At 36.4% G+C, this 21,382-nt stretch carries 22 protein-coding genes; 21 read left to right on the top strand and 1 reads right to left on the bottom strand.

What is annotated here, in order from left to right:
• The first annotated feature begins 107 nt into the window (after nucleotides 1-107).
• From lhaT to BFG57_RS04760, 3 genes are all read left to right on the top strand, one after another.
• Nucleotides 108-713, top strand: a complete 606-nt coding sequence (gene lhaT, locus BFG57_RS04770) for a lipoprotein heptaprenylglyceryl N-acetyltransferase LhaT (protein WP_069716336.1) — start codon at nucleotides 108-110, stop codon at nucleotides 711-713.
• Nucleotides 714-774: 61 nt separating this feature from the next.
• Nucleotides 775-1,530: a sporulation protein YpjB gene (locus BFG57_RS04765; RefSeq protein WP_069716335.1), complete on the top strand. Its 756-nt coding sequence runs from the start codon at nucleotides 775-777 to the stop codon at nucleotides 1,528-1,530.
• A gap of 105 nt (nucleotides 1,531-1,635) precedes the next feature.
• A complete protein-coding gene (locus BFG57_RS04760) occupies nucleotides 1,636-2,313 on the top strand; it encodes a zinc metallopeptidase (protein WP_069716334.1) in 678 nt (225 codons plus the stop codon).
• Nucleotides 2,314-2,374: 61 nt separating this feature from the next.
• Here the strand turns inward: BFG57_RS04760 and BFG57_RS04755 are convergent, their stop codons facing one another.
• Nucleotides 2,375-3,247, bottom strand: a complete 873-nt coding sequence (locus BFG57_RS04755; RefSeq protein ID WP_069716333.1) for a YitT family protein — start codon at nucleotides 3,245-3,247, stop codon at nucleotides 2,375-2,377.
• A gap of 286 nt (nucleotides 3,248-3,533) precedes the next feature.
• Between BFG57_RS04755 and BFG57_RS04750 the strand changes: the two genes are divergently transcribed.
• The 18 genes from BFG57_RS04750 to BFG57_RS04665 all read left to right on the top strand — a co-directional run bounded on the left by BFG57_RS04750 (nucleotide 3,534) and on the right by BFG57_RS04665 (nucleotide 21,281).
• Complete coding sequence (locus BFG57_RS04750) at nucleotides 3,534-3,869, top strand: nucleotide pyrophosphohydrolase (RefSeq protein ID WP_069716332.1); 336 nt, start codon at nucleotides 3,534-3,536, stop codon at nucleotides 3,867-3,869.
• Complete coding sequence (dapB, locus tag BFG57_RS04745; RefSeq protein ID WP_069716331.1) at nucleotides 3,870-4,670, top strand: 4-hydroxy-tetrahydrodipicolinate reductase; 801 nt, start codon at nucleotides 3,870-3,872, stop codon at nucleotides 4,668-4,670.
• 13 nt (nucleotides 4,671-4,683) lie between these two features.
• On the top strand, nucleotides 4,684-5,391 hold the full coding sequence (gene bshB1, locus BFG57_RS04740) for a bacillithiol biosynthesis deacetylase BshB1 (RefSeq protein WP_083249078.1): 708 nt from the start codon (nucleotides 4,684-4,686) through the stop codon (nucleotides 5,389-5,391).
• Nucleotides 5,392-5,393: 2 nt separating this feature from the next.
• Complete coding sequence (gene bshA, locus BFG57_RS04735) at nucleotides 5,394-6,533, top strand: N-acetyl-alpha-D-glucosaminyl L-malate synthase BshA (protein ID WP_069716330.1); 1,140 nt, start codon at nucleotides 5,394-5,396, stop codon at nucleotides 6,531-6,533.
• 4 nt (nucleotides 6,534-6,537) lie between these two features.
• Nucleotides 6,538-7,722 (top strand): CCA tRNA nucleotidyltransferase, encoded by a 1,185-nt coding sequence (locus tag BFG57_RS04730; RefSeq protein ID WP_069716329.1) that lies wholly within the window; start codon nucleotides 6,538-6,540, stop codon nucleotides 7,720-7,722.
• Nucleotides 7,719-8,708, top strand: coding sequence for a biotin--[acetyl-CoA-carboxylase] ligase (locus BFG57_RS04725; RefSeq protein WP_069716328.1), 990 nt, complete (start codon nucleotides 7,719-7,721; stop codon nucleotides 8,706-8,708). Before BFG57_RS04730 ends, BFG57_RS04725 begins: the two co-directional genes overlap by 4 nt.
• A gap of 294 nt (nucleotides 8,709-9,002) precedes the next feature.
• On the top strand, nucleotides 9,003-9,839 hold the full coding sequence (gene panB / locus BFG57_RS04720; RefSeq protein ID WP_069716327.1) for a 3-methyl-2-oxobutanoate hydroxymethyltransferase: 837 nt from the start codon (nucleotides 9,003-9,005) through the stop codon (nucleotides 9,837-9,839).
• Nucleotides 9,839-10,687, top strand: coding sequence for a pantoate--beta-alanine ligase (panC, locus tag BFG57_RS04715; RefSeq protein ID WP_069716326.1), 849 nt, complete (start codon nucleotides 9,839-9,841; stop codon nucleotides 10,685-10,687). Before panB ends, panC begins: the two co-directional genes overlap by 1 nt.
• A gap of 53 nt (nucleotides 10,688-10,740) precedes the next feature.
• Nucleotides 10,741-11,127 carry an aspartate 1-decarboxylase gene (gene panD, locus BFG57_RS04710; RefSeq protein WP_069716325.1) on the top strand — a complete coding sequence of 129 codons (387 nt, stop codon included), beginning with the start codon at nucleotides 10,741-10,743 and terminating at the stop codon, nucleotides 11,125-11,127.
• A 256-nt stretch (nucleotides 11,128-11,383) separates the two neighbouring features.
• Nucleotides 11,384-14,200, top strand: a complete 2,817-nt coding sequence (gene dinG / locus BFG57_RS04705; RefSeq protein ID WP_069716324.1) for an ATP-dependent DNA helicase DinG — start codon at nucleotides 11,384-11,386, stop codon at nucleotides 14,198-14,200.
• Nucleotides 14,201-14,265: 65 nt separating this feature from the next.
• Nucleotides 14,266-15,096 carry a ComEC/Rec2 family competence protein gene (locus tag BFG57_RS04700; RefSeq protein ID WP_069716323.1) on the top strand — a complete coding sequence of 277 codons (831 nt, stop codon included), beginning with the start codon at nucleotides 14,266-14,268 and terminating at the stop codon, nucleotides 15,094-15,096.
• A gap of 455 nt (nucleotides 15,097-15,551) precedes the next feature.
• Nucleotides 15,552-15,722, top strand: coding sequence for a YpmA family protein (locus tag BFG57_RS04695; protein WP_069716322.1), 171 nt, complete (start codon nucleotides 15,552-15,554; stop codon nucleotides 15,720-15,722).
• 9 nt (nucleotides 15,723-15,731) lie between these two features.
• Nucleotides 15,732-16,220, top strand: a complete 489-nt coding sequence (locus tag BFG57_RS04690) for a cell wall elongation regulator TseB-like domain-containing protein (RefSeq protein WP_069716321.1) — start codon at nucleotides 15,732-15,734, stop codon at nucleotides 16,218-16,220.
• Nucleotides 16,221-16,236: 16 nt separating this feature from the next.
• Nucleotides 16,237-17,418, top strand: coding sequence for a pyridoxal phosphate-dependent aminotransferase (locus BFG57_RS04685; RefSeq protein ID WP_069716320.1), 1,182 nt, complete (start codon nucleotides 16,237-16,239; stop codon nucleotides 17,416-17,418).
• Nucleotides 17,419-17,771: 353 nt separating this feature from the next.
• Nucleotides 17,772-19,064: an asparagine--tRNA ligase gene (asnS, locus tag BFG57_RS04680; RefSeq protein ID WP_069716319.1), complete on the top strand. Its 1,293-nt coding sequence runs from the start codon at nucleotides 17,772-17,774 to the stop codon at nucleotides 19,062-19,064.
• A 176-nt stretch (nucleotides 19,065-19,240) separates the two neighbouring features.
• The gene (locus BFG57_RS04675) at nucleotides 19,241-19,957 is read left to right on the top strand and encodes a DnaD domain-containing protein (RefSeq protein ID WP_069716318.1); all 717 of its coding nucleotides are present in this window, start codon (nucleotides 19,241-19,243) and stop codon (nucleotides 19,955-19,957) included.
• Between the two features lie 153 nt (nucleotides 19,958-20,110).
• Nucleotides 20,111-20,773, top strand: coding sequence for an endonuclease III (nth, locus tag BFG57_RS04670; protein WP_069716317.1), 663 nt, complete (start codon nucleotides 20,111-20,113; stop codon nucleotides 20,771-20,773).
• On the top strand, nucleotides 20,766-21,281 hold the full coding sequence (locus BFG57_RS04665; protein WP_083249076.1) for a YpoC family protein: 516 nt from the start codon (nucleotides 20,766-20,768) through the stop codon (nucleotides 21,279-21,281). Before nth ends, BFG57_RS04665 begins: the two co-directional genes overlap by 8 nt.
• Nucleotides 21,282-21,382 lie beyond the last annotated feature (101 nt).

Below are 21,382 nucleotides of genomic sequence, written 5' to 3'. Positions count from 1 at the left end.
AAGCTGACTCTCGTAGTCAGCTTTTTCTTCTATGTCTAATGAATGAGAAACATGGATATGACTAACATAAAAGTGTTTCTTTAACAGAAGGAAAGTGAGGGGAAACAATGAAATTAATTATCCAAATATTAGGACAACGATCGATTATGAGTGGTTTACTCATAGTTAACATTATTGGAACAATTTATGGATATATATGGTATGGTTGGCAATTGAAAGATACTCCAGCACATTTTTTAATTTTTGTACCTGATAGTCCAACTGCAAGCTTATTTTTTGTATTTGTTCTCATAGCATTTCTGTTAAAAAAGAATTGGCCATTATTAGAGTCATTAGCGATTATTACGCTTTTTAAATATGGAATTTGGGCAGTAGTTATGAACTTACTAGTCCTAATTGTAACGGGTGAACTTGGTTGGCAAGGTTATATGTTAATAGCATCTCATTTTGCTATGGCGGTTCAAGGATTACTTTATTCACCATATTATCGTATGAAGATTTCACATCTTGTCATTGGAGCGATATGGACATTACACAATGATGTAATTGACTACGTATTCGGACAAATGCCTCGTTATCATGTTTTGGCTGATTATAGTAATCAAATAGGTTATTTTACATTTTGGTTAAGTTTATTGTCGATCTATCTCGCCTATCGTTTTGGTGTGAAAAACCAATCATTTCAATTAGAGGCACCATCTAAAGTATATTAAATTGGTCTAATCTTTCAAATTCCCTCATAAATTGTAATAGAAATTGAGGGAGGGACAAGTTATGCAATGGAAGATGATCATTATTTTTTTCTTTACGTTGTTCTTTATACATACATATGAAGTAAGTGCAGACCAGTGGAGTGATGTTGAAAAAAAGGTCGAGCGTGCATTACAGTTAACAAAACAAGGTGATTATGATTTAGCTATTAAATATATGGAACAATTTTCTGGTGAATTTCTGCAATTACAATTTTCAGATAAGTCATTAGAAACAGAGCAAATCCAAGTTTTAAACACGAGTTATCAAGAGGCTCGTCATGCACTTATAGCGAATGATCTTTCACAAGAAAAACGTGTGAAATATATTTTACAATTTCGGTTAGCTTTAGATGCAGTTAAAAGTACGCATCAACCATTGTGGACGGAGTTGGAGCAATCGATTACGACAACTTTTCAAGACCTAAAAGAAGCCTCTAATAACAACCAATCAGGGTTTCGAAGTTCGTATGATGAGTTTCGTGAAACATATGCCCTCATTTATCCTAGCCTTGTCATTGATCGTTCTCAGGAACAATTGCTCGTTGTCAATCAATCATTAGCAGATATTGATGTTGCAATACGAACTGGTGGACAAGTTACTTTGGAAGAAGTACATAGGCTTGAATTAGCGATTATGGCACTATTTGATGAAGAAGAACTTATTGCACAATCTTCCCTCATATGGCTAAGTGTAATGATCGGTAGTATGATTATGTTTACATTATTTTATGTTGCATGGCGAAAATATAATGGTGAGAAGAAGGGGATTATTGTTTGATATTTTAGACTATTAAAAATCGTGTAAAGTGCAAAATAATTGACAGATTGTTTCGATTTGAAATAAGATAATATTAAGAAATTATTTTTTGGAGGAATGTTTGAAATGGGTTTTATTGTTTATTTTGCGTTAATTATCCTTATTCCGCTGTTTGCGCAAATGAAGGTGAAAAACGCATATAAAAAATATTCACAAGTTCCGTCATCCTCAGGTATGAGGGGTGCAGAAGTTGCTCGTCGTATTCTTGATGATAATGGATTATATAATGTAAAAGTAGAAGAAACACACGGGATGTTAACGGATCATTATGATCCAAGATCAAAAGTAATTCGATTATCATCACAAAATTACCATGGCACATCAATTGCTGGCGCAGCGGTTGCAGCACATGAAGTTGGACATGCAATTCAAGACGATAATTCTTATGCGCCATTACGTTTCCGTCATGCACTCGTACCAGTAGCCAACTTAGGATCGAATTTTTCATGGATATTAATATTAGCGGGTATTTTTGCTCAAATCTCTGGTTTAATTTTACTAGGGATTGTGTTTATGGCGGCGGCTGTATTGTTCCAATTAGTGACATTGCCAGTCGAGTTTAATGCTTCGAATCGTGCGATGGACCAAGTCGTATCTTTAGGTATTATTCGAAATGATGAAGAACGTGAAACGAAAAAGGTACTTGATGCTGCTGCATTAACATATGTTGCAGCTGCGTTAGTAGCAGTTCTAGAGTTAGTTCGATTAGTTTTAATTTACACAGGTATGACAAACGAAGAATAATAATAAGAATAGTCCTACAGCTTCTTATTTAGTTGCTGTAGGACTATCTTTTTGTAATTATTTAATTTTCAAGCGGTCTTTTATTCTCATCAAGAGTAAAACCTTCACCGAATACATCATGTACTTCACTAACTGCAACGAAAGCATGTGGGTCAACTGAGTTGATAATATTTTTTAACCGTACAATTTCGTTTTTTCCAACAACGCAATATAAGACATTTCGATCCTTACCTGTAAATGAACCCTGTCCTTTGAGAACTGTGACACCACGTTCCATTTTTTCATGGATCACTTTAGCGATTGCTTCATTTTGTTCAGAAATGATCGTTGCACCTCGTGCTGCATATGCTCCTTCCTGCATGAAATCTATGACTCGTGCTCCAACGAATACGACAACTAGTGTATACATCGCCTCTCGGTAATGTAAGTATGTTACTAAAGATAGTGTGATGACACATGCATCAAACATAAACATCGTTTTCCCCATACTCCAGCCGACATATTTATGTGCTAGTCTTGCTATTATATCAACTCCACCTGTAGTACCTCCGAAGCGGAAAATAATCCCTAAACCTACACCAATAAATACACCTGCAAACAATGCAGCTAATGTCATATCATCATGTAATGGAATAGATACGGGTGAATACCGTTGAAAGATCCATAGAAATAGTGAAACAGAGAGAGTACCAATAACAGTATAATAGAATTGCCGTCTACCGAGTAATTTCCATCCAATGATAAACAGCGGAATATTTAAAACAAGATTACTAATTGCTGGGTTAATATCAAATAAAAAGTAGAACAGAAGTGTGATTCCTGTAAAGCCACCTTCAGCTAAGTTATTTTCCATATTAAAATGAACAATTCCAAACGAAAAAATTGCAGAACCTAACAAAATAAAAGCGATGTTTAATATTTTTAATTGAGACATTTTTTCCTCCTTGTTATGTATTGTCCTCACATATTTTTAAGTGATAATAACGTTGTATGTAAAATTATTGTTTATTTATTCTGAACGTTCAGGTGAAATTTTTGCAACCACGTTATCTATAAAATAGGATGTATCTGAGGTGAGAACGCATGAAATAGGATAACATCTCATCTATTATAGGTGAGTTTTTCAAAAATGAAAAGATAAGGTCAAATTTATGCATAGCATTTGTCAAAATCGGTCGGTTTGGCTAACATGGTAGGAGGATTATATGTGAGGTGGTATGATGGAAAAGAAGACGATGCAAGAAATGCAACTAGAAGTAGACAAGTATATCGGACAATTCAAAGAAGGTTACTTTAGCCCACTTGCAATGTTGGCAAGAATGACAGAAGAACTCGGTGAATTATCTCGAGAAGTGAATCATTATTATGGAGAGAAACCTAAGAAATCATCAGAAGAAGAAAAGACAATGGAGCAAGAACTTGGTGATTTGCTATTTGTACTTATTTGTTTTGCGAATTCTTTACATATTGATTTAAATGAGGCATTTGATCTCGTAATGAATAAGTTTCAAACACGTGATAAAGATCGTTGGACACGAATTGAGGAGGAAGAATAAATGGATAACATTAAAATTATTGTAGCAGGACCTAGAGGGCGTATGGGGAGCGAGGCATTACGACTTATCGAACGTACAGAACATTTCGAACTTGTTGCAGCTGTTGACATCAAGTTTGCAGGAAAACGAGTATCTGATATTGAAGGTCTCCCGAAATTTGATGCTCCAGTCTATGATGATATCGAACAATGCTTTCAAGAAGTACATGCGGATGTACTGATTGATTTAACAACACCTGAAGTGGGGAAAAAGCATACAGAACTAGCAGTAGAATATGGCGTACGACCTGTTGTTGGTACAACTGGTTTTAATGAGAATGAATTAGAAGCTTTGAGAAAGCGTGCAGAAGAAAAAGGCATTGGTGTAATTATTGCTCCAAATTTTGCAGTTGGTGCTATTTTAATGATGAAATTTGCACAAATGGCAGCAAAGTATTTCCCTGATGTTGAAATTATCGAGCAACATCATGATCAGAAGTTAGATGCTCCTTCTGGAACAGCGATTAAGACTGCTGAAATGATTCAAAAGGTGCGTGAATCAAAAGGACAAGGACATCCAGACGAACAAGAGACGATCGTAGGTTCACGTGGGGGAAATATGGATGGAATGCGTATACATAGTGTTCGACTTCCAGGATTAGTAGCACATCAAGAAGTGTTATTTGGCGGTGAAGGCCAAACTTTAACAATACGTCATGATTCAATTAACCGCGTATCATTTATGTCTGGAGTTCAATTAGCTGTAGAAACAGTCATGAAACTAGATCTTTTAGTATACGGATTAGAAAATATTATGGAATAAGAAGGGTGTTCATGTGAAAACAAAACTCGATATCCTGGCATTCGGAGCACATTCGGATGATGTAGAAATTGGTATGGGTGGAACAATTGCTAAATATGTAAGAAACGGTTATAAAGTTGGAATATGTGATTTAACAGAAGCAAATCTATCTTCAAACGGAACAGTGGAGATACGGAGTGATGAGGCAGAAAAGGCGGGGAAATTACTTGGTATACAAGAGCGGCGAAACCTACGTATGTCTGATCGCGGTTTATTGCTAACAGAGGAAAAGATTTCACAAGTAGTTGAAATTATTCGAGAAACTCAACCAACCATTGTTTTTGCACCATATGCCGATGATCGTCACCCCGATCATGGTAATTGTGCACGAATTGTTGATGAAGCTATTTTCTCATCAGGAATTCGTAAGTATATGCCAGATGTGATCCCACATCGTGTAGAACGGTTGTATTACTATATGATAAATGGTTTTCACAAACCAGACTTTGTGGTTGATATTACGGATACGATAACTGTCAAGCTTGATGCGTTACGATGTTACCAAAGTCAATTTATGAGATTAGCTGATGAGGTTGTTACACCATTGAATAATGGGTACATAGAGACTGTTGAAGCTCGAGAACGCCTATTTGGGAAAGAAGTAGGTGTTCAATATGCAGAGGGGTTTAAAGCAAATCAACCGCTCCTCGTCGATAAAGATTTATTGAACAGGAGTTATTAAGTATGAAGAAATTAAAGATTGGGATTATTTGCTACCCGACTGTCGGTGGATCAGGTGTGGTGGCAACAGAATTAGGCAAGCAACTAGCTGAGAAGGGACACGAAATACATTTCATCACATCAAGTGTTCCCTTTCGATTAAATAAACATTATCCGAATATATATTTTCATGAAATTGCAGTTAACCAATATGATGTGTTTCAATATCCTCCGTATAGTCTAGCAGCAGCAAGTAAAATTGCTGAAGAAGTGAAACGCCAAGGGTTAGATATATTACATGCTCATTATGCAGTACCACATGCAATATGTGCGATTCTTGCAAAACAAATGGTAAACAATAATGTAAAGATAGTTACAACTCTACATGGGACGGATATAACTGTATTAGGTTCAGATTCATCTTTGCATGAGATTATTCGTTTCGGAATTGAACAATCTGATAAAGTAACCGCTGTATCCAATCACCTTGTTCAACAGACACGTGATATTTTTAATACAGAAAAAGAAATTAATACTATTTATAACTTCGTAGATGAACGTGATTATAATAAACACGACGTTAAAAAGCTCCGTGAAGAGTACGGAATTGAAGATGGGGAGAAGGTCATTGCACATATTTCAAACTTTCGTCGTGTGAAACGTGTTCCTGATGTTATTCATGTATTTGAAAAAATAGCAGATAGAATGCCAGCTAAGCTGTTACTAATAGGTGATGGACCTGAGCTTTCCGCAATTTGTCGACTTGTACGTGAGAAAGGTCTAGAAGATAAAGTACTGTTACTTGGCAAACAGGAAAATGTTTCAGAGTTACTATCTATTTGTGATCTGAAATTATTGTTGTCTGAGAAGGAAAGCTTTGGTCTCGTATTGCTTGAGGCAATGGCATGTGGTGTTCCATGTATAGGTTCAAGAGTAGGTGGAATACCAGAAGTTATTGTTGATGGGGAGACGGGGTTTGTTTGTGAACTTGGTGATATAAATATGATGTCAGAGCGGTCAATTGAGTTATTAAGTAACCCAGTATTGTTTGAGCAAATGTCACAAAATGCAAAGCAACGTGCAATTGAACAGTTTGCATCAGTTAAAATTGTAGAACAATATGAACAAATCTATTATGACACTTTAACTCAAGATGAGGAATGATGAAATGAATCATGCATTTACTCAAGCGCTACCCGTTATTGAGCGTTTGAATGAAGCTGGTTATGAAGCTTTTTTTGTAGGGGGATCAGTTCGAGATTCTTTGCTACAACGTCAAATTGGTGATATTGATATTGCAACATCTGCTTCACCTCAAACCGTAATGGGGTTATTTGAGAAAACGATTCCTGTTGGAATTGAGCATGGTACGGTTATAGTTGGTTGCAACGAAGAGTATTACGAAGTAACAACCTTCCGAAGAGAAGATAATTATGAAGATTTTCGCCATCCAAATGCTGTGGAATTTATTACATCCATAGAAGAAGACTTAAGTCGTCGTGATTTTACTATAAATTCCATTGCGATGGATAAGAACGGACAGTTACAAGATCCATTTAGGGGACAGGCTGATATTTCAAATCAAATACTTCGGACAGTAGGTAATCCACACGATAGGTTTAACGAAGACCCATTGAGAATTATGCGTGCTGTTCGATTTATCTCACAGCTTGGTTTCCATCTTGAAGATGATACTAAGAGTGCGATGATCGTTAAATCTGAGTTATTAAATAAAATAGCGATTGAACGTGTAGCTGTTGAGTTTGAAAAACTACTCGGTGGGGCTTTTGTCAATGAGGCATTAACAGTGTTACTCGATACGGGTGTATATGCAAAATTACCATCTTTAAGTGGTGAATATGAACGTTTACTTGAATGTATGCAATTTGATTTTACGAAGCTTTGTTCAATAGAAGAACATTGGTCACTGTTTTTATATGTATTAAATGTTCAAGATGTCCGTTCATTTTTAAGAGAATGGAAATGTTCAAATAAGTTAATAAATGAAGTTGCACATTTGTTAAATTGTATTAGTCAAGCAGAATCATCTTCTATTACATCAATGTTACTGTACCAAGTAGGTGAAGCACACCTTGAGAAGTTTGCTCGTCTATATGCTCTTGTCAATCATGTAGCACAACAAGAAATGATAGCGTTATGTAGAGAACAATTTAGATCATTACCACTTTACTCAAGGAAGCAATTAGTTGTTAACGGTAACGATTTGATTGGCTGGTTCGATAGAGGTGGGGGGCCTTGGATGAGTGAGATGCTTGAGAAAATAGAAAGAGCTGTTGTAAATAAAAAGGTCGACAATGATAAGGAAACGATAAGGGAGTGGCTACAACAGTGACATCCTCAATGAGAAAAGAACTATTAGATATTTTTTCACAACATGAAGGAGAGTTCATTTCTGGACAGAAGATTAGTAATTTGCTTGGTTGTTCACGTACAGCTGTATGGAAACATATTGAGGAGTTAAGAAAAGATGGGTATGAGCTTGAGGCTGTGCAACGCAAAGGTTATCGAATAATTGGAACACCAGATAAAATATCAGAAAATGCGATTCGGTTAGGATTACGAACGACTAAGATTGGTCAGAACATTCACTATGAAGATAGTGTTGACTCTACTCAAAAAATTGCTCATCAATTAGCCAATAGTGAAGCTCCTAATGGAACAATTGTTGTAAGTGATGAACAGACATTAGGACGTGGACGATTAGATCGCACATGGTATTCTCCGAAGGGTACAGGCATATGGATGAGTGTCATTTTAAGACCAAATATTCAAATGCATAAAGCACCTCAGTTGACACTTTTAACAGCTGTGAGCGTTGTTAGGGGTATTAAGAAATCAACAGGTATAGAGTGCCAGATTAAATGGCCTAATGATATTTTGATTAATGAAAAGAAATGTGTAGGTATATTAACTGAGATGCAAGCAGATGCAGACCGAATTCGAGCTGTTATTATTGGAATCGGGATCAATGTTAACCATAGGACAGACCATTTCCCGGAAGAATTACAACAAATTGCTACTTCGTTAGCGATTGAAAAAGGAGAAGAAATAAATCGGGCTTCAGTTATGCAAGCAATCTTAAAAGAGATGGAAGACCTCTATGAAGACTATTTGAAAGAAGGCTTTTCACTCGTAAAGACTCTATGGGAAGCGAATGCAGTTAGTATTGGAAAACGTATTCGTGCAAGAATGATGAACGAGACTGTGGAAGGTTATGCTAAAGGAATTACAGGTGATGGTGTTCTATTGCTTGAAACAGATGACGGAAAAATTCGCCAAATTTATTCAGCAGATATAGAAATTCCTCCCACAACATAAAAAAGTTTGTTATACTACAAATGGAGTATGGGCGATATCTTAATAGAATTGCACCGTTAACCGGATACTAAGATTAATGAATGAATAAACATTCTGCCTTGATCCTGACAGGTTCGGACTAGGACAGAGGGATGATTGGACCGATTGATGTAACGATGCGTCTGCTTCTCTGTGTCTATGAGAGGGAGACGCTTTCTGTGTTTTATCATAAGGAAGCCAAACGAGAAATGGTGTTGTGCTCCGCTATGATTTTCGGTGCTCATCTCCTCGCCAAAATTTGAGGAGGGGAAAATAATGAAACAAACACGAGATTTTTTGAAAATGAAGGAAACAAATGAACCAATCACAATGATTACAGCGTATGATTATCCATCTGCACGTCAAGTTCAAGAGGCTGATATTGATATGATTCTTGTCGGTGATTCACTTGGAATGGTAGTGCTTGGTTATGATTCGACAATTCCGGTAACAGTAGAAGATATGATTCATCATACTAAGGCAGTGAAGCGTGGTGCACCAGATGTTTTTACAGTGACGGATATGCCATTTATGTCATACCACGGTACGATCTCTGAAACGATGCAGTCTGCTCGACTCATTATGCAGCAAGGTGGAGCTCAGGCTGTTAAACTCGAAGGTGCAGGAGATGTGATTCATACGATTGCTCGTTTGACAGAAGCTGGCGTTCCAGTAGTTGCTCATCTCGGTTTAACTCCTCAGTCTGTAGGGGTACTCGGTGGGTATAGAGTACAAGGTAAAGATGCAGAAAGTGCCCGAAAGCTCATTGATGACGCGAAGAAGGTAGAGAAGGCTGGAGCAATTGCACTTGTGCTTGAATGTGTTCCACAACAGTTAGCTGCAACGATTCAAGAGCAATTAACGATTCCAATTATCGGTATTGGAGCAGGAAATAAAGTGGATGGCCAAGTACTTGTGTATCATGATTTACTCGGATATGGTTCTGTTCATGTTCCTAAATTTGTCAAACAATATACATCTATAAATGAAACAATGGTGAGTAGTATTCAGCAATATGTAAATGAAGTGAAGTCACGTTCATTTCCAGAGGACAAGCATTCATTTAACATGAAAGAATCGGAGCTATTGAACTTATACGGAGGCAATTCGTAATGAAAGTGATTCAATCGATCCAGGAAATGCAACAACAAATGCGGATCATGAAAAAACAAGGATATGAAATTGGATTTGTTCCTACTATGGGTTATCTTCATGAAGGTCACCTTACACTCGTGGAGCAAGCACGGAGAGAAAATGACGTTGTTGTTATGAGTATTTTCGTTAATCCACTTCAATTTGGACCGAATGAAGACTTTGAGCGTTATCCACGTGACTTTGAACGTGATGAGCGTCTAGCAGAAGAAAAGGGTGTTGATTTTCTGTTTTATCCTCATATGGATGATATGTATCCAGAGGGTTTTTCGATAAAGATGACTGTAGAAAATAGAGTTAACGTCTTATGTGGTGAGTCACGACCAGGTCATTTTGACGGGGTTGTAACGGTATTAGCAAAGTTATTTAACATTGTTTTACCAGATCGTGCGTACTTCGGCATGAAAGATGCACAGCAAGTTGCGGTTGTTGAAGGTTTAATAGCAGATTACAATTTCCCTGTTAAGCTTGTGCCTGTTAAAATTATTCGTGAGCAAGATGGATTAGCGAAAAGCTCACGTAATGTATATTTAACTGATAAAGAGCGGTCGGAAGCACCTCAATTGTTTAGGAGCCTACAGCAAGCGGCTACAACGATTGAAGCTGGTGAAAGAGTTGTTAAGAAAATTATTGATTCAATACGAAAGAATATCGATAAGAACACAAGTGGGAAGATTGATTACGTAGAAATTCTTAGTTATCCAGATTTAGAAACGTTGACAGTACTTGAAGGTCGATTTATTATTGCACTAGCTGTTCAATTTGAACGAGCTCGTTTAATTGATAATATTACCATTACATTAGAATAAGTTGACGTTTAGAATAAATTTAAGACATTCATCTACAGGAGGGTGCATTAACGATGTTTCGAACTTTTATGAATGCAAAAATTCATCGTGCACGTGTAACAGAAGCGAATTTGAATTACGTTGGTAGTGTGACAATTGATGCTGATATTTTGGACAAAGCTGGGATTGCTCCAAATGAGAAAGTGGCAATCGTTAATAACAATAATGGTGCCCGTCTTGAAACTTATGTAATTGAAGGAGAACGTGGTAGTGGTGTAGTATGTTTAAATGGTGCTGCAGCTCGTCTCGTTCAAGAAGATGACATAGTTATTATTATTTCATACACGCTTGTACCTCAAGATAAAGTCGATGAGCATCAGCCTAAAGTACTAATTATGAATGAAGAGGATAATTCGATAAAAGAAATTATTCACTCAGAACCAGCATCAACTGTGTTATAATCATGATAGTTTGATAAAGATTTAATTTGGTCATGCGCCTTCCGATTTTAAACGGAAGGCTTTTATATTATTATGAGTAAATAAGTAAACAAAATACTGATTTTCTGAGAAATATTTGAAGCAAATGGTTAACTTTATTAACAATTATTTGCGGGTGGACACTCGCCGTATAGAAGCTGAAAGTAAAATTTATTATATTTATCGTTTTAGTGTAGGAAGAATATTAAGAGTTGAATGAGTTATAGAGGTGTTAGAAATGAACGATCGGTTTGTAATTGTAGATGTTGAAACAACAGGGAATCGTCCTAAAAATGGTGATCGGATTATTCAAGTAGGTGCAGTTGTCGTTGAAAACGGTCAAATTACGGAGCGGTTTTCTAGTTTTGTAAATACAAATAAGAAATTAACTCCCTTTATTCAAGAATTAACAAAGATTAATGAGGATATGTTGGTGGATGCACCACAGTTTGATGAAATCGCACCAAAGTTATTATCTATGCTAGAAAATTCATATTTTGTTGCACATAACGTACCTTTTGACATGTCATTTTTACAAGAAGAGTTTGAGAATAGTGGTTATCGACCATTTTCTGGACCTTGTATAGATACTGTTGAACTGGCACGACTCCTTTATCCCGCATTAGACAGTTACAAGCTGTCACAGCTGGCTGAAATATTCAAAATGCAACACTCTAATCCTCATCGTGCAGATAGTGATGCAGAAGTTACTGCTAAGCTTTTATTAATGATGTTAGAGAAGCTCTCAAGTTTGCCACTAATAGTACTACAGCGTCTAGAACGACTTGTACCTCGTTTAGATAGTGACTTAGAGTTTTATATAAAACAGCTCATTAATGAGAAGACAACAACGTTACAAACAGATGAGGAACAGTTTGATGTCTTTCGTGGTCTCGTATTAAAACCTAACGTGCAAAAAAAATCAGAACCTGATGAACAAGTTCCTAGTACGTTTGGAACTTTTCAAAATGAAGTAACGAGAAAACTGAAAGCAGAGATGTCACGATATGAAGAACGTCCTGGACAAGCCGAAATGATGAAGACTGTTGATGAAGCATTATCAACACATCAACATTTGCTCATAGAGGCTGGTACAGGAACAGGGAAATCGTTAGGTTATTTGTTGCCATCTCTTTATACAGCTAAGAAGAATGAGCAACCAGTCGTAGTGAGTACTCATACAATCCAGCTACAAGAACAGTTGCTAGAACGAGATATTCCTCTTTTGAAAAAAATTGTTCCATTTTCTTTTAACGGTGTTTTATTAAAGGGAAGAAACCACTATCTTTGCTTAAGAAAGTTTGAACATTCGTTGTCAGATGTATATAACGATAATTACGATACAATATTAACGAAAGCTCAAATTCTCATTTGGTTAACAGAAACAGAACATGGTGATGTAGAGGAGCTAAACCTATCTTCGGGGGGCAAGGTGTTTTGGAATAAAGTGAAAAGTGATGCAGGCTCTTGTTTGAACCGTGCTTGTCCTTTCTTCTCACGATGCTTCTATCACCGAAAGCGGAATGAAGCACATGATGCAGACTTAATCGTTACAAATCATGCGTTATTATTTACTGACCTTACGAATGAATCAAGTATATTGCCTGCGTATAATGAGGTTGTTATTGATGAGTCACATCATATCGAAGAAACAGCGAGTGAACATTTTGGAGAACAGCTTGATTATTTTATGATTAATATGATGACGACACGTTTAGGAATGCGTGAGGAACATGAATTAACTTCTAAATTATTCGGGCTTGCTGAATTTATCGATATTGATGAAAACGTCTTTACGTTTTTAGAAACGATGGAAGAACAAATAACAAACGTGAAAAATGAAGCTGATGATCTGTTTAGGATGCTTAAAGTATATGTAAATGAGCAAGAAAATGATGAGAAATCAGATATCGGTCGAATTAGTTATCGTTATGATGTACGAGAAGAAAATAGTGAGGTTTGGAACTCAATTGTAGAGGTAGCCGATCGATTCAAATTTGCTCTGCGTGATTTAGGTAAAGCAATGCAGAAGGTTTCTAAAGCATTCGATGATCGCAAAGAGCATATGACAACTTTACAACGTGGAATTTTGATTGACTTCCAAGGTGTGAAGAATCAAGTAGACACGATGTGTGCTCAAGTAACATGTCTTTTACTAGAAGCACGTGATAATGATGTAACATGGATAGAAGCGGATGTGAATGGGGCATTAAACGCAACTTATCTTTATAGTCAGCCCATTGAAGTGAGTGAGATGCTTGCTGAACGCTTCTTTGAAAAAAAGAAAAGTGCAATTTTAACATCAGCAACATTAACGATTAATAATTCATTTTCATTTATAGAAAAACGTCTTGGGTTAACGGAATTTCACCCAATGACCGCGATGATCGCATCACCGTTCTCGTATCGAGACCAAGTACGGTTAATGATTCCTAGTGATATACCAAATATTAAATATGTTTCAAATGAAATTTATACAGAACATTTAGCTGAACAGATTTCCGAATTAGCACAAATTACAAATGGACGAATGCTCGTGTTATTTACTTCATATGAAATGTTACGTACCGTTTATTACTTAGTGAAAAAGCATACAACGAACGAGACAATGAATTTTATAGCACAAGGTGTAACTGGTGGGAGTCGAACGAAATTGACGAAGCGATTCCAACAGAGCGAACGTGCAGTTTTATTTGGTACGAGTAGTTTTTGGGAAGGTGTTGACATTCCAGGTGAAGCATTAAGTTGTTTGGTTATTGTTCGATTACCGTTCTCACCACCTAACAGTCCAATTATGAGCGCTAGAAGTGAACGCTTGAAAGCACAAGGTAAAAGCCCTTTTATGGAATTATCTTTACCACAGGCTATTATTCGGTTTAAACAAGGGTTTGGTCGACTCGTTCGAACTCAGTCAGACAAAGGGGCAGTATTTGTTTTTGACCGACGCATAACAACAACCCGATATGGTAAAAAATTTATTAATTCTTTGCCAGTTACTCCTGTTATGGAAGCTCCTTCTGAACAATTATATAGTGAACTTGAAAAATGGTTGTGATAGATTAAGGTCATTCAAGGTAAACTAATGTTACGCTATTATTGTTGTGACAGGAGAATGCAATGATGATTAAAGGTATTCTCTCCATAATTTTATGCTTATTTATTCCACTTCATGTTGTAGCTGAAGAAGATGCAATCGAAAAGGTGGATTGGAATTTATCAAAAACAGAAATTGTTGTTACATTTCTGGATCTTTCTAGTGGAGAAGCAATTCTTATTCAAACTGGGCATGGAGAAACGATTCTAATTAATACAGGTGGACCGCAAACGACAGATGAGTTAATTAATCGATTGGAAACATTAAGTGTGCTTAAGCTTGACAGTGTGTTACTGACTAGTTTGGATAAGCAGTATGTTTCAAATTTAATGTGGTTAAATAGAGGTTATATCATTGACGAAATTATTGTACCAGATGTTTTTCGCAATGAGTTACAAACCGAATTCACCTTACAACACGGAAATATACAATATTGGGACGAAAGTATAATGAAAGAAATGTCTTCTGGTGTTACGATCCGTCCACTGAATATTCAATATGAAGGTGGTATGAGTCTTCATGTTGGGTTTGGTAAGCATGATTTGCTTCTAATGGGAGCGGCAGATAGTAAAGTTGAGGAAGCTATTTTAAAAAAATCCTCCATTCGTGCTGAAATATTGAAGGTAGCTCAATTTGCACAAGCTGATGGAACGTCAGAATCTTTTCTAAAAAAAGTAGACCCCCATGTAGCAATTATCTTCCGTGAACGAAAGAGAATGCCTAGTTCAGATGTGTTAGAACGATTGAATGAGACGTGGATAGATATATATCAAACTCGACAGTTCGGGAATGTAGCAATTAGGTTTGACCAGGAAAATTATGAAGTGATTACGTTTGAAGCAAAAGATAAGGAGTAGTGACGTATCGTCTTATTATGACGGTACGTCTTTTCAATTGTATACAAAAATAATGTCTAAAAATTTCGAATATAAATATATTGAATATTCAAATCTCTTGTGTTAATGTGTGGATGCGAGTAATATGCATACACTATCAGATAGCTTCAGACTGAATCTATTCATTGTTGAGAAGGTCGAATTTAACCCAATGCTCAATCAAAAAAATCGCACGTAGTAAGCGTGCGACAATGTTGGTGAGAATAGAAAGCACATTATTAGAAAAAACATGTAACATGTTTACTTGGTAATAATTTAACCGAACCGTTGGCATCTCTCATTTCAGACTTCCACTTTAAATTGAACCTGTTATAATAAGAAAAGAATCTGATTCGGTATTCCCGTATAGATAGTTTGTACGGACATTTACTGAGAGATGTGTAACAAAAACTGTGTACATTGGGAGGCACTTTTTTATGGATAATAAGATCGAATTATTATCAACTATAAGTTTGAAGCACTCTGAAGATATGTATAAAATTGTTAATGTATTAAATCGTACCTTAAAAGACCAAGATTTGATGTTTGGATTAGCGTTAGATGATGAAGATCAAGATAAAGCTGTTTTTACAATTTATCGTACATAAGGTGACGATATGAAAAAATGGTGGTGGTTGCTTTTACTGATACCCTTTATCGTCATTTGGCAAAGTGTAAACATTTATCAATCGACACTAGCAGATGAAAAAGTATTGCATAAACAAGCGGAAGCTCGTGCTAAAAAAATTGTTAAAGGTATCAAAGTAAATAAAGTTGAGCATTTTCATGGCAAAGACTCATATCAAGTTGTACATGCTATTAATGAAGATGGTGAAGCTGTCTATGTGTGGGTACCTGACAATAATAAAAAGAAGCCCGTTATTAAAAAAGCTAGTGAAGGTTGGACAGAAGAACGTGTTAAGGAACAAGTCATTAGTGAGCGTAATCCAATAGAAATTATAGATATTCGATTAGGTATGATGAGTGGTACTCCCCTTTGGGAAGTGAAATATGTTGACAATAATGACCAATATACATATTATTATATGAACTTTCAGAATGGTGAACTTGTGAAACGATATAGCATAAAGGAAAAGAAAACATAAGGGAGAGAATTACGACATGAAATTAGCAAACCGTGTTTCAGCATTAACTCCATCAACTACACTAGAAATTACTGCGAAAGCAAAGGCTTTAAAAGCAGAAGGTCATGATGTTATTGGTTTAGGAGCAGGTGAACCTGATTTTAATACTCCACAGCATATTATTGACGCAGCAAATCAATCAATGAATGAAGGTCAAACAAAGTATACTCCTGCTGGAGGATTACCAGCGTTAAAAGAAGCGATTATTGAAAAGTTTAAACACGATCAAGGAATTACTTATAAGCCTTCTGAAATTATTGTAGGAACAGGCGCAAAACACGCTTTATATACATTATTTCAAGTGTTACTAAATCCTGGTGATGAAGTTATTATTCCTATTCCTTATTGGGTGAGCTATCCAGAACAAGTGAAGCTTGCTGAAGGAACTCCTGTTTTTGCAAAAGCAGAAGAAGCAAATGACTTTAAGTTAACACCAATGCAGCTTAAAGAAGCAATTACTGATAAAACAAAAGCAGTTATTATCAACTCTCCAAGCAATCCAACAGGTATGTTGTATTCAAGAGAAGAGCTTGAAGCACTAGGAAAAGTAGCACTTGACGCAGGTATCCTAATTGTCTCAGATGAAATTTACGAGCACCTTGTATATGGTGATAAGAAGCATGTTTCAATTGCTGAGCTTTCTCCTGAATTAAAGGAAAATACGATCATTATTAATGGCGTATCTAAATCTCATTCCATGACTGGTTGGCGTATTGGTTATGCTGCGGGTAATGAAACGATTATAAAGGCTATGACGAACCTTGCAAGTCATTCAACATCAAATCCAGCTGTCATGGCTCAATATGGAGCAATTGCGGCATATACAGGTTCACAAGAGGCTGTTGCAGAAATGAAAAATGCGTTTGAAGAACGATTAAATAAAACATATAAACGTTTAATTGAAATACCTGGATTTACATGTGTAAAACCTGATGGAGCATTTTATCTTTTCCCTAATGTAATCGAAGCAGCGAAGAAAACAGGATTTGAAAGTGTAGATGAATGGGTTAAAGCACTTTTAGACGAAGAGAAAGTTGCGCTAGTTCCGGGTTCAGGATTTGGTTCAGCTGAGAATGTTAGGTTATCATACGCTACATCAATGGAAAACCTAGAAGGTGCACTTGATCGAATTGAACGATTTATGAAAAAACGCCTCTAATTAATTATAAGATCTATTTTTTTAAAAAAAAATACTCAAAAATATAATGCATATGTAGGGATTGTCTCTAATGCCAAACTATCGGTATAGAGACTCCCTTTTTTAATGTAAGTAGCTATGTCAGGCATGCATTAAATCATTTGTTGCTCAAGATCATGATTACATAGCCATTAGAAAATATACAAATTTGAAATCCACTCAGCTAGGATGGAAAAAAGCAAGTTTTTTTAGTATAATGTCGTCAAGTGCGTTTTTTGATGTAATTCGACTTTGTGCACAAATATATTTAACAGTGTCAGGAAAACTAAGTTACTGAAAATGAAGATGAAATCAATGGTTGGAGGGAACGATTAGTGAAAACAACAATTTCGCAAGTACATAAATATGTTGGAGAAGAGGTCACAATTGGTGCTTGGTTAGCAAGTAAGCGCTCTAGTGGTAAAATTGCTTTTTTACAGCTACGTGATGGGACAGGTTTTATTCAAGGTGTTATGGTGAAAGCTGAAGTTGAAGAAGACATTTTTTTAAAAGCAAAAGGTTTAACACAAGAGTCATCACTTTATGTTACTGGTGTGGTACGTGAGGATGAACGTTCACCATTCGGATATGAGTTAGGTGTAACAAATGTCGAGGTTATTCATGAAGCGATTGATTATCCGATTACACCGAAAAAGCATGGACCAGAATTTTTGATGGATAATCGCCATCTATGGATTCGTCACAAACGTCAACACGCTGTTATGAAAGTGAGAAATGAAATTATTCGTGCAACGTATGAGTTTTTTAATGATAACGGTTTTGTTAAAGTCGATCCACCAATTTTGACAGGTGCTTCTGCTGAAGGTACGACAGAACTATTTCATACAAAATACTTTGATGAAGATGCATATCTTTCACAAAGTGGACAATTGTATATGGAAGCTGCTGCAATGGCACTTGGAAAAGTGTTCTCATTTGGTCCAACATTCCGAGCAGAAAAATCAAAAACTCGTCGTCATTTAATTGAATTCTGGATGATTGAACCAGAAATGGCGTTTGTTGAGCATGCAGAAAGCTTAGAAGTTCAAGAGCAATATGTAAGTTATGTTGTGCAATCAGTATTGAAAAATTGCGAGCTTGAATTGAAACACCTCGGTCGTGATGTGACAAAATTAGAGAAGATTCAAGCTCCATTCCCACGCATTACATATGATGAAGCAATTGATTTACTTCATGAGAAAGGTTTTGATGACATTGAGTGGGGTGAAGACTTCGGTGCACCTCATGAAACAGCGATTGCAGAAAGCTATGATAAACCAGTGTTTATTACACATTATCCAGCTAAGATCAAATCATTCTATATGCAACCAGATCCAAATCGTCCTGAAGTTGCGCTTTGTGCCGATTTGATCGCTCCTGAGGGTTATGGTGAAATTATTGGTGGTTCACAACGAATCCATGATCTTGAGATGATGGAAGAACGTTATGAAGCTCATGGTTTAACAGGTGAAGCGTATAACTGGTACTTAGAGTTACGTAAGTATGGTTCTGTTCCTCATTCAGGTTTTGGTCTAGGTTTAGAACGAACAGTAGCTTGGATTACAGGGGTGGAGCATGTTCGAGAAACGATTCCATTCCCACGTTTATTAAATCGTCTATATCCATAAGATAAAGAAGCTCTGGAATGATTGTGATTCGTCCGGAGCTTTCTTTTTTATTTAGGTCGATCGTTTTTGATAGTTAATTTTATTATATTCATTAAAAAGAGAAGAACAGTGCAACTGAGATTTGTGTTCGAAAGTTCATTACTCATGTTATAATGCGATATAGAGGTGTTGAACAGATGGAACAAACACAAATGATAAATTGGCTAACGAAAGGAAATATCTCCATACCAGTAATTTTACTTGAATCGTACCCACAGCTTGGTATTGATGAAAAGGAAGTTATGTTACTGTTGCATATACACAGTTATTTAGATAGGGGTAACACATTTCCAACACCGGATGAAATGGCGATTCGAATGAGCATTGGTTCACAGGGATGTATGGAAATCTTGCATGCTTTGCTTCGAAAAGGTTGTTTAGCAATAGAGGAAGAGAAAGACTTAACTGGAGTCATGTATGAACGTTATACGTTACGTCCTCTATGGGAGAAGCTTATTCGCTTAATAGAAAAAAATGAGCAAGAACAGGAAAAGCAACAAGCACAAGCTGATGAAGGAGAACTTTTCCAAATGTTTGAACGTGAATTTGCTCGAGTCCTTTCACCTATGGAATATGAGACGATAGCGATTTGGGTTGACCAAGAGCAATATTCACCAGTTTTAATTAAAGCTGCATTAAAAGAAGCGGTTATTAGTGGGAAATTAAACTTACGATATATTGATCGTATTTTATTTGAGTGGAAAAAGAATGGGGTTAAAACTGTTGAACAAGCTCGAGAACGTAGTTTGCGTTTTAGGCAACACCAGCCTTCACGTAAACAACCTCCTCAAGCAGGACAAGCTTCAGAGTCAAAAGGGAAGACGGTCCCATTTTATAATTGGCTCGAACAATGATAACTGGAATATTGTTAACAATCATGTACTTGATTGATGAAGACAAACTATTGGACAAAGATTGATAGCTCCTAGTACTTGCATTGTGCCTTATTCGTTTGGCATTTTTGCAAGTGCTTTGAGCTTTTCTTATTAAAAGGCAGGTGGAATGAATTGCTTACAAAAATCCAAATTAAAGAAGTTTTGAATACGATGGCTGAAATGTATCCAGATGCTCATTGTGAGCTTAACCATCGCAATCCATTTGAGTTAGTTGTAGCTGTAGCACTTTCAGCACAGTGTACAGACAAATTAGTTAACAAAGTGACAAAGGACTTGTTCCAAAAATATCGTACACCAGAGGATTACTTAGCTGTCTCACTGGAGGAGTTGCAGCATGATATTCGTTCAATCGGTTTGTATCGCAATAAGTCTAAGAATATAAGGAAAATGTGTCAATTGTTAATTGATGAGTATGGGAGAGAAGTACCAAAGGACCGTGCGTCATTGGAACGTCTTCCTGGAGTAGGAAGAAAAACAGCAAATGTTGTTTTATCAGTAGCATTTGACGTTCCTGCTTTAGCTGTTGACACCCACGTAGAGCGTGTTAGTAAACGTTTAGGGATATGTCGTTGGAAGGATTCAGTATTAGAAGTAGAGAGAACGCTAATGCGTAAAATTCCTGAAGATGAATGGAGTGTTTCACACCATCGTTTAATCTTCTTCGGCCGTTATCATTGTAAGGCTCAGTCTCCTCAATGTGAAAGTTGTCCTCTATTAGATTTATGTCGGGAAGGGCAAAAGAGAATGAAGAAGAAGGCGAAAGCAAATGCCTAAATATGTGATACCTGAAAAAATGGCCCTTAAACCTTTTTTCACAGAAGGTGAAATGATAGAAATTTCAATACCAGAGACGTTTCATGAAGCAATGACGTCAGGTTATTTCATCCTTGATTTATTAGCTGAAAAAACGCCATATTATCCATGGATAGAGCAACAGAAGTTACTACCAGATATTTTTGCAATATGGAAGAGTGAAAAAGAATCTCTGCGAGACATGATAGCAAAAAGACAGAAACGATTGGCAGAACTTCCGATGAGACAACAATTGGCAAATTTACTTAATGTTCTATTTTGGTTAAATGGAGAACAAATCACTAGTTTACAAGATTGGAAACAAAGGGTTGCTATGTTTGATTTACAGCCTGTTAATGCACACGAGAGACTTATATTTATTATGGAAAGACCTGTACATCATCATGCGTTTATTCAGCTAGAGCAGTTGTATGTAGAGCTTGAAAAGCTCATGCAAAAACAGTTCGCAATATATAATAAACAAAACTAAAAAACCCGCTATCTCAATTGTGAACTGCCCCCTGTCAAGTAGACAGTGGAAATAATAAAAATGATTTAAACGGCTTTAGCTCTATATTCTATAGGGCTAAG

Source organism: Bacillus solimangrovi, from assembly GCF_001742425.1.
Taxonomy (GTDB): domain Bacteria; phylum Bacillota; class Bacilli; order Bacillales; family Bacillaceae_N; genus Bacillus_AV; species Bacillus_AV solimangrovi.
Note: the sequence above shows the minus strand (reverse complement) of the source record. Positions and strands in the feature narration are given on the sequence as shown.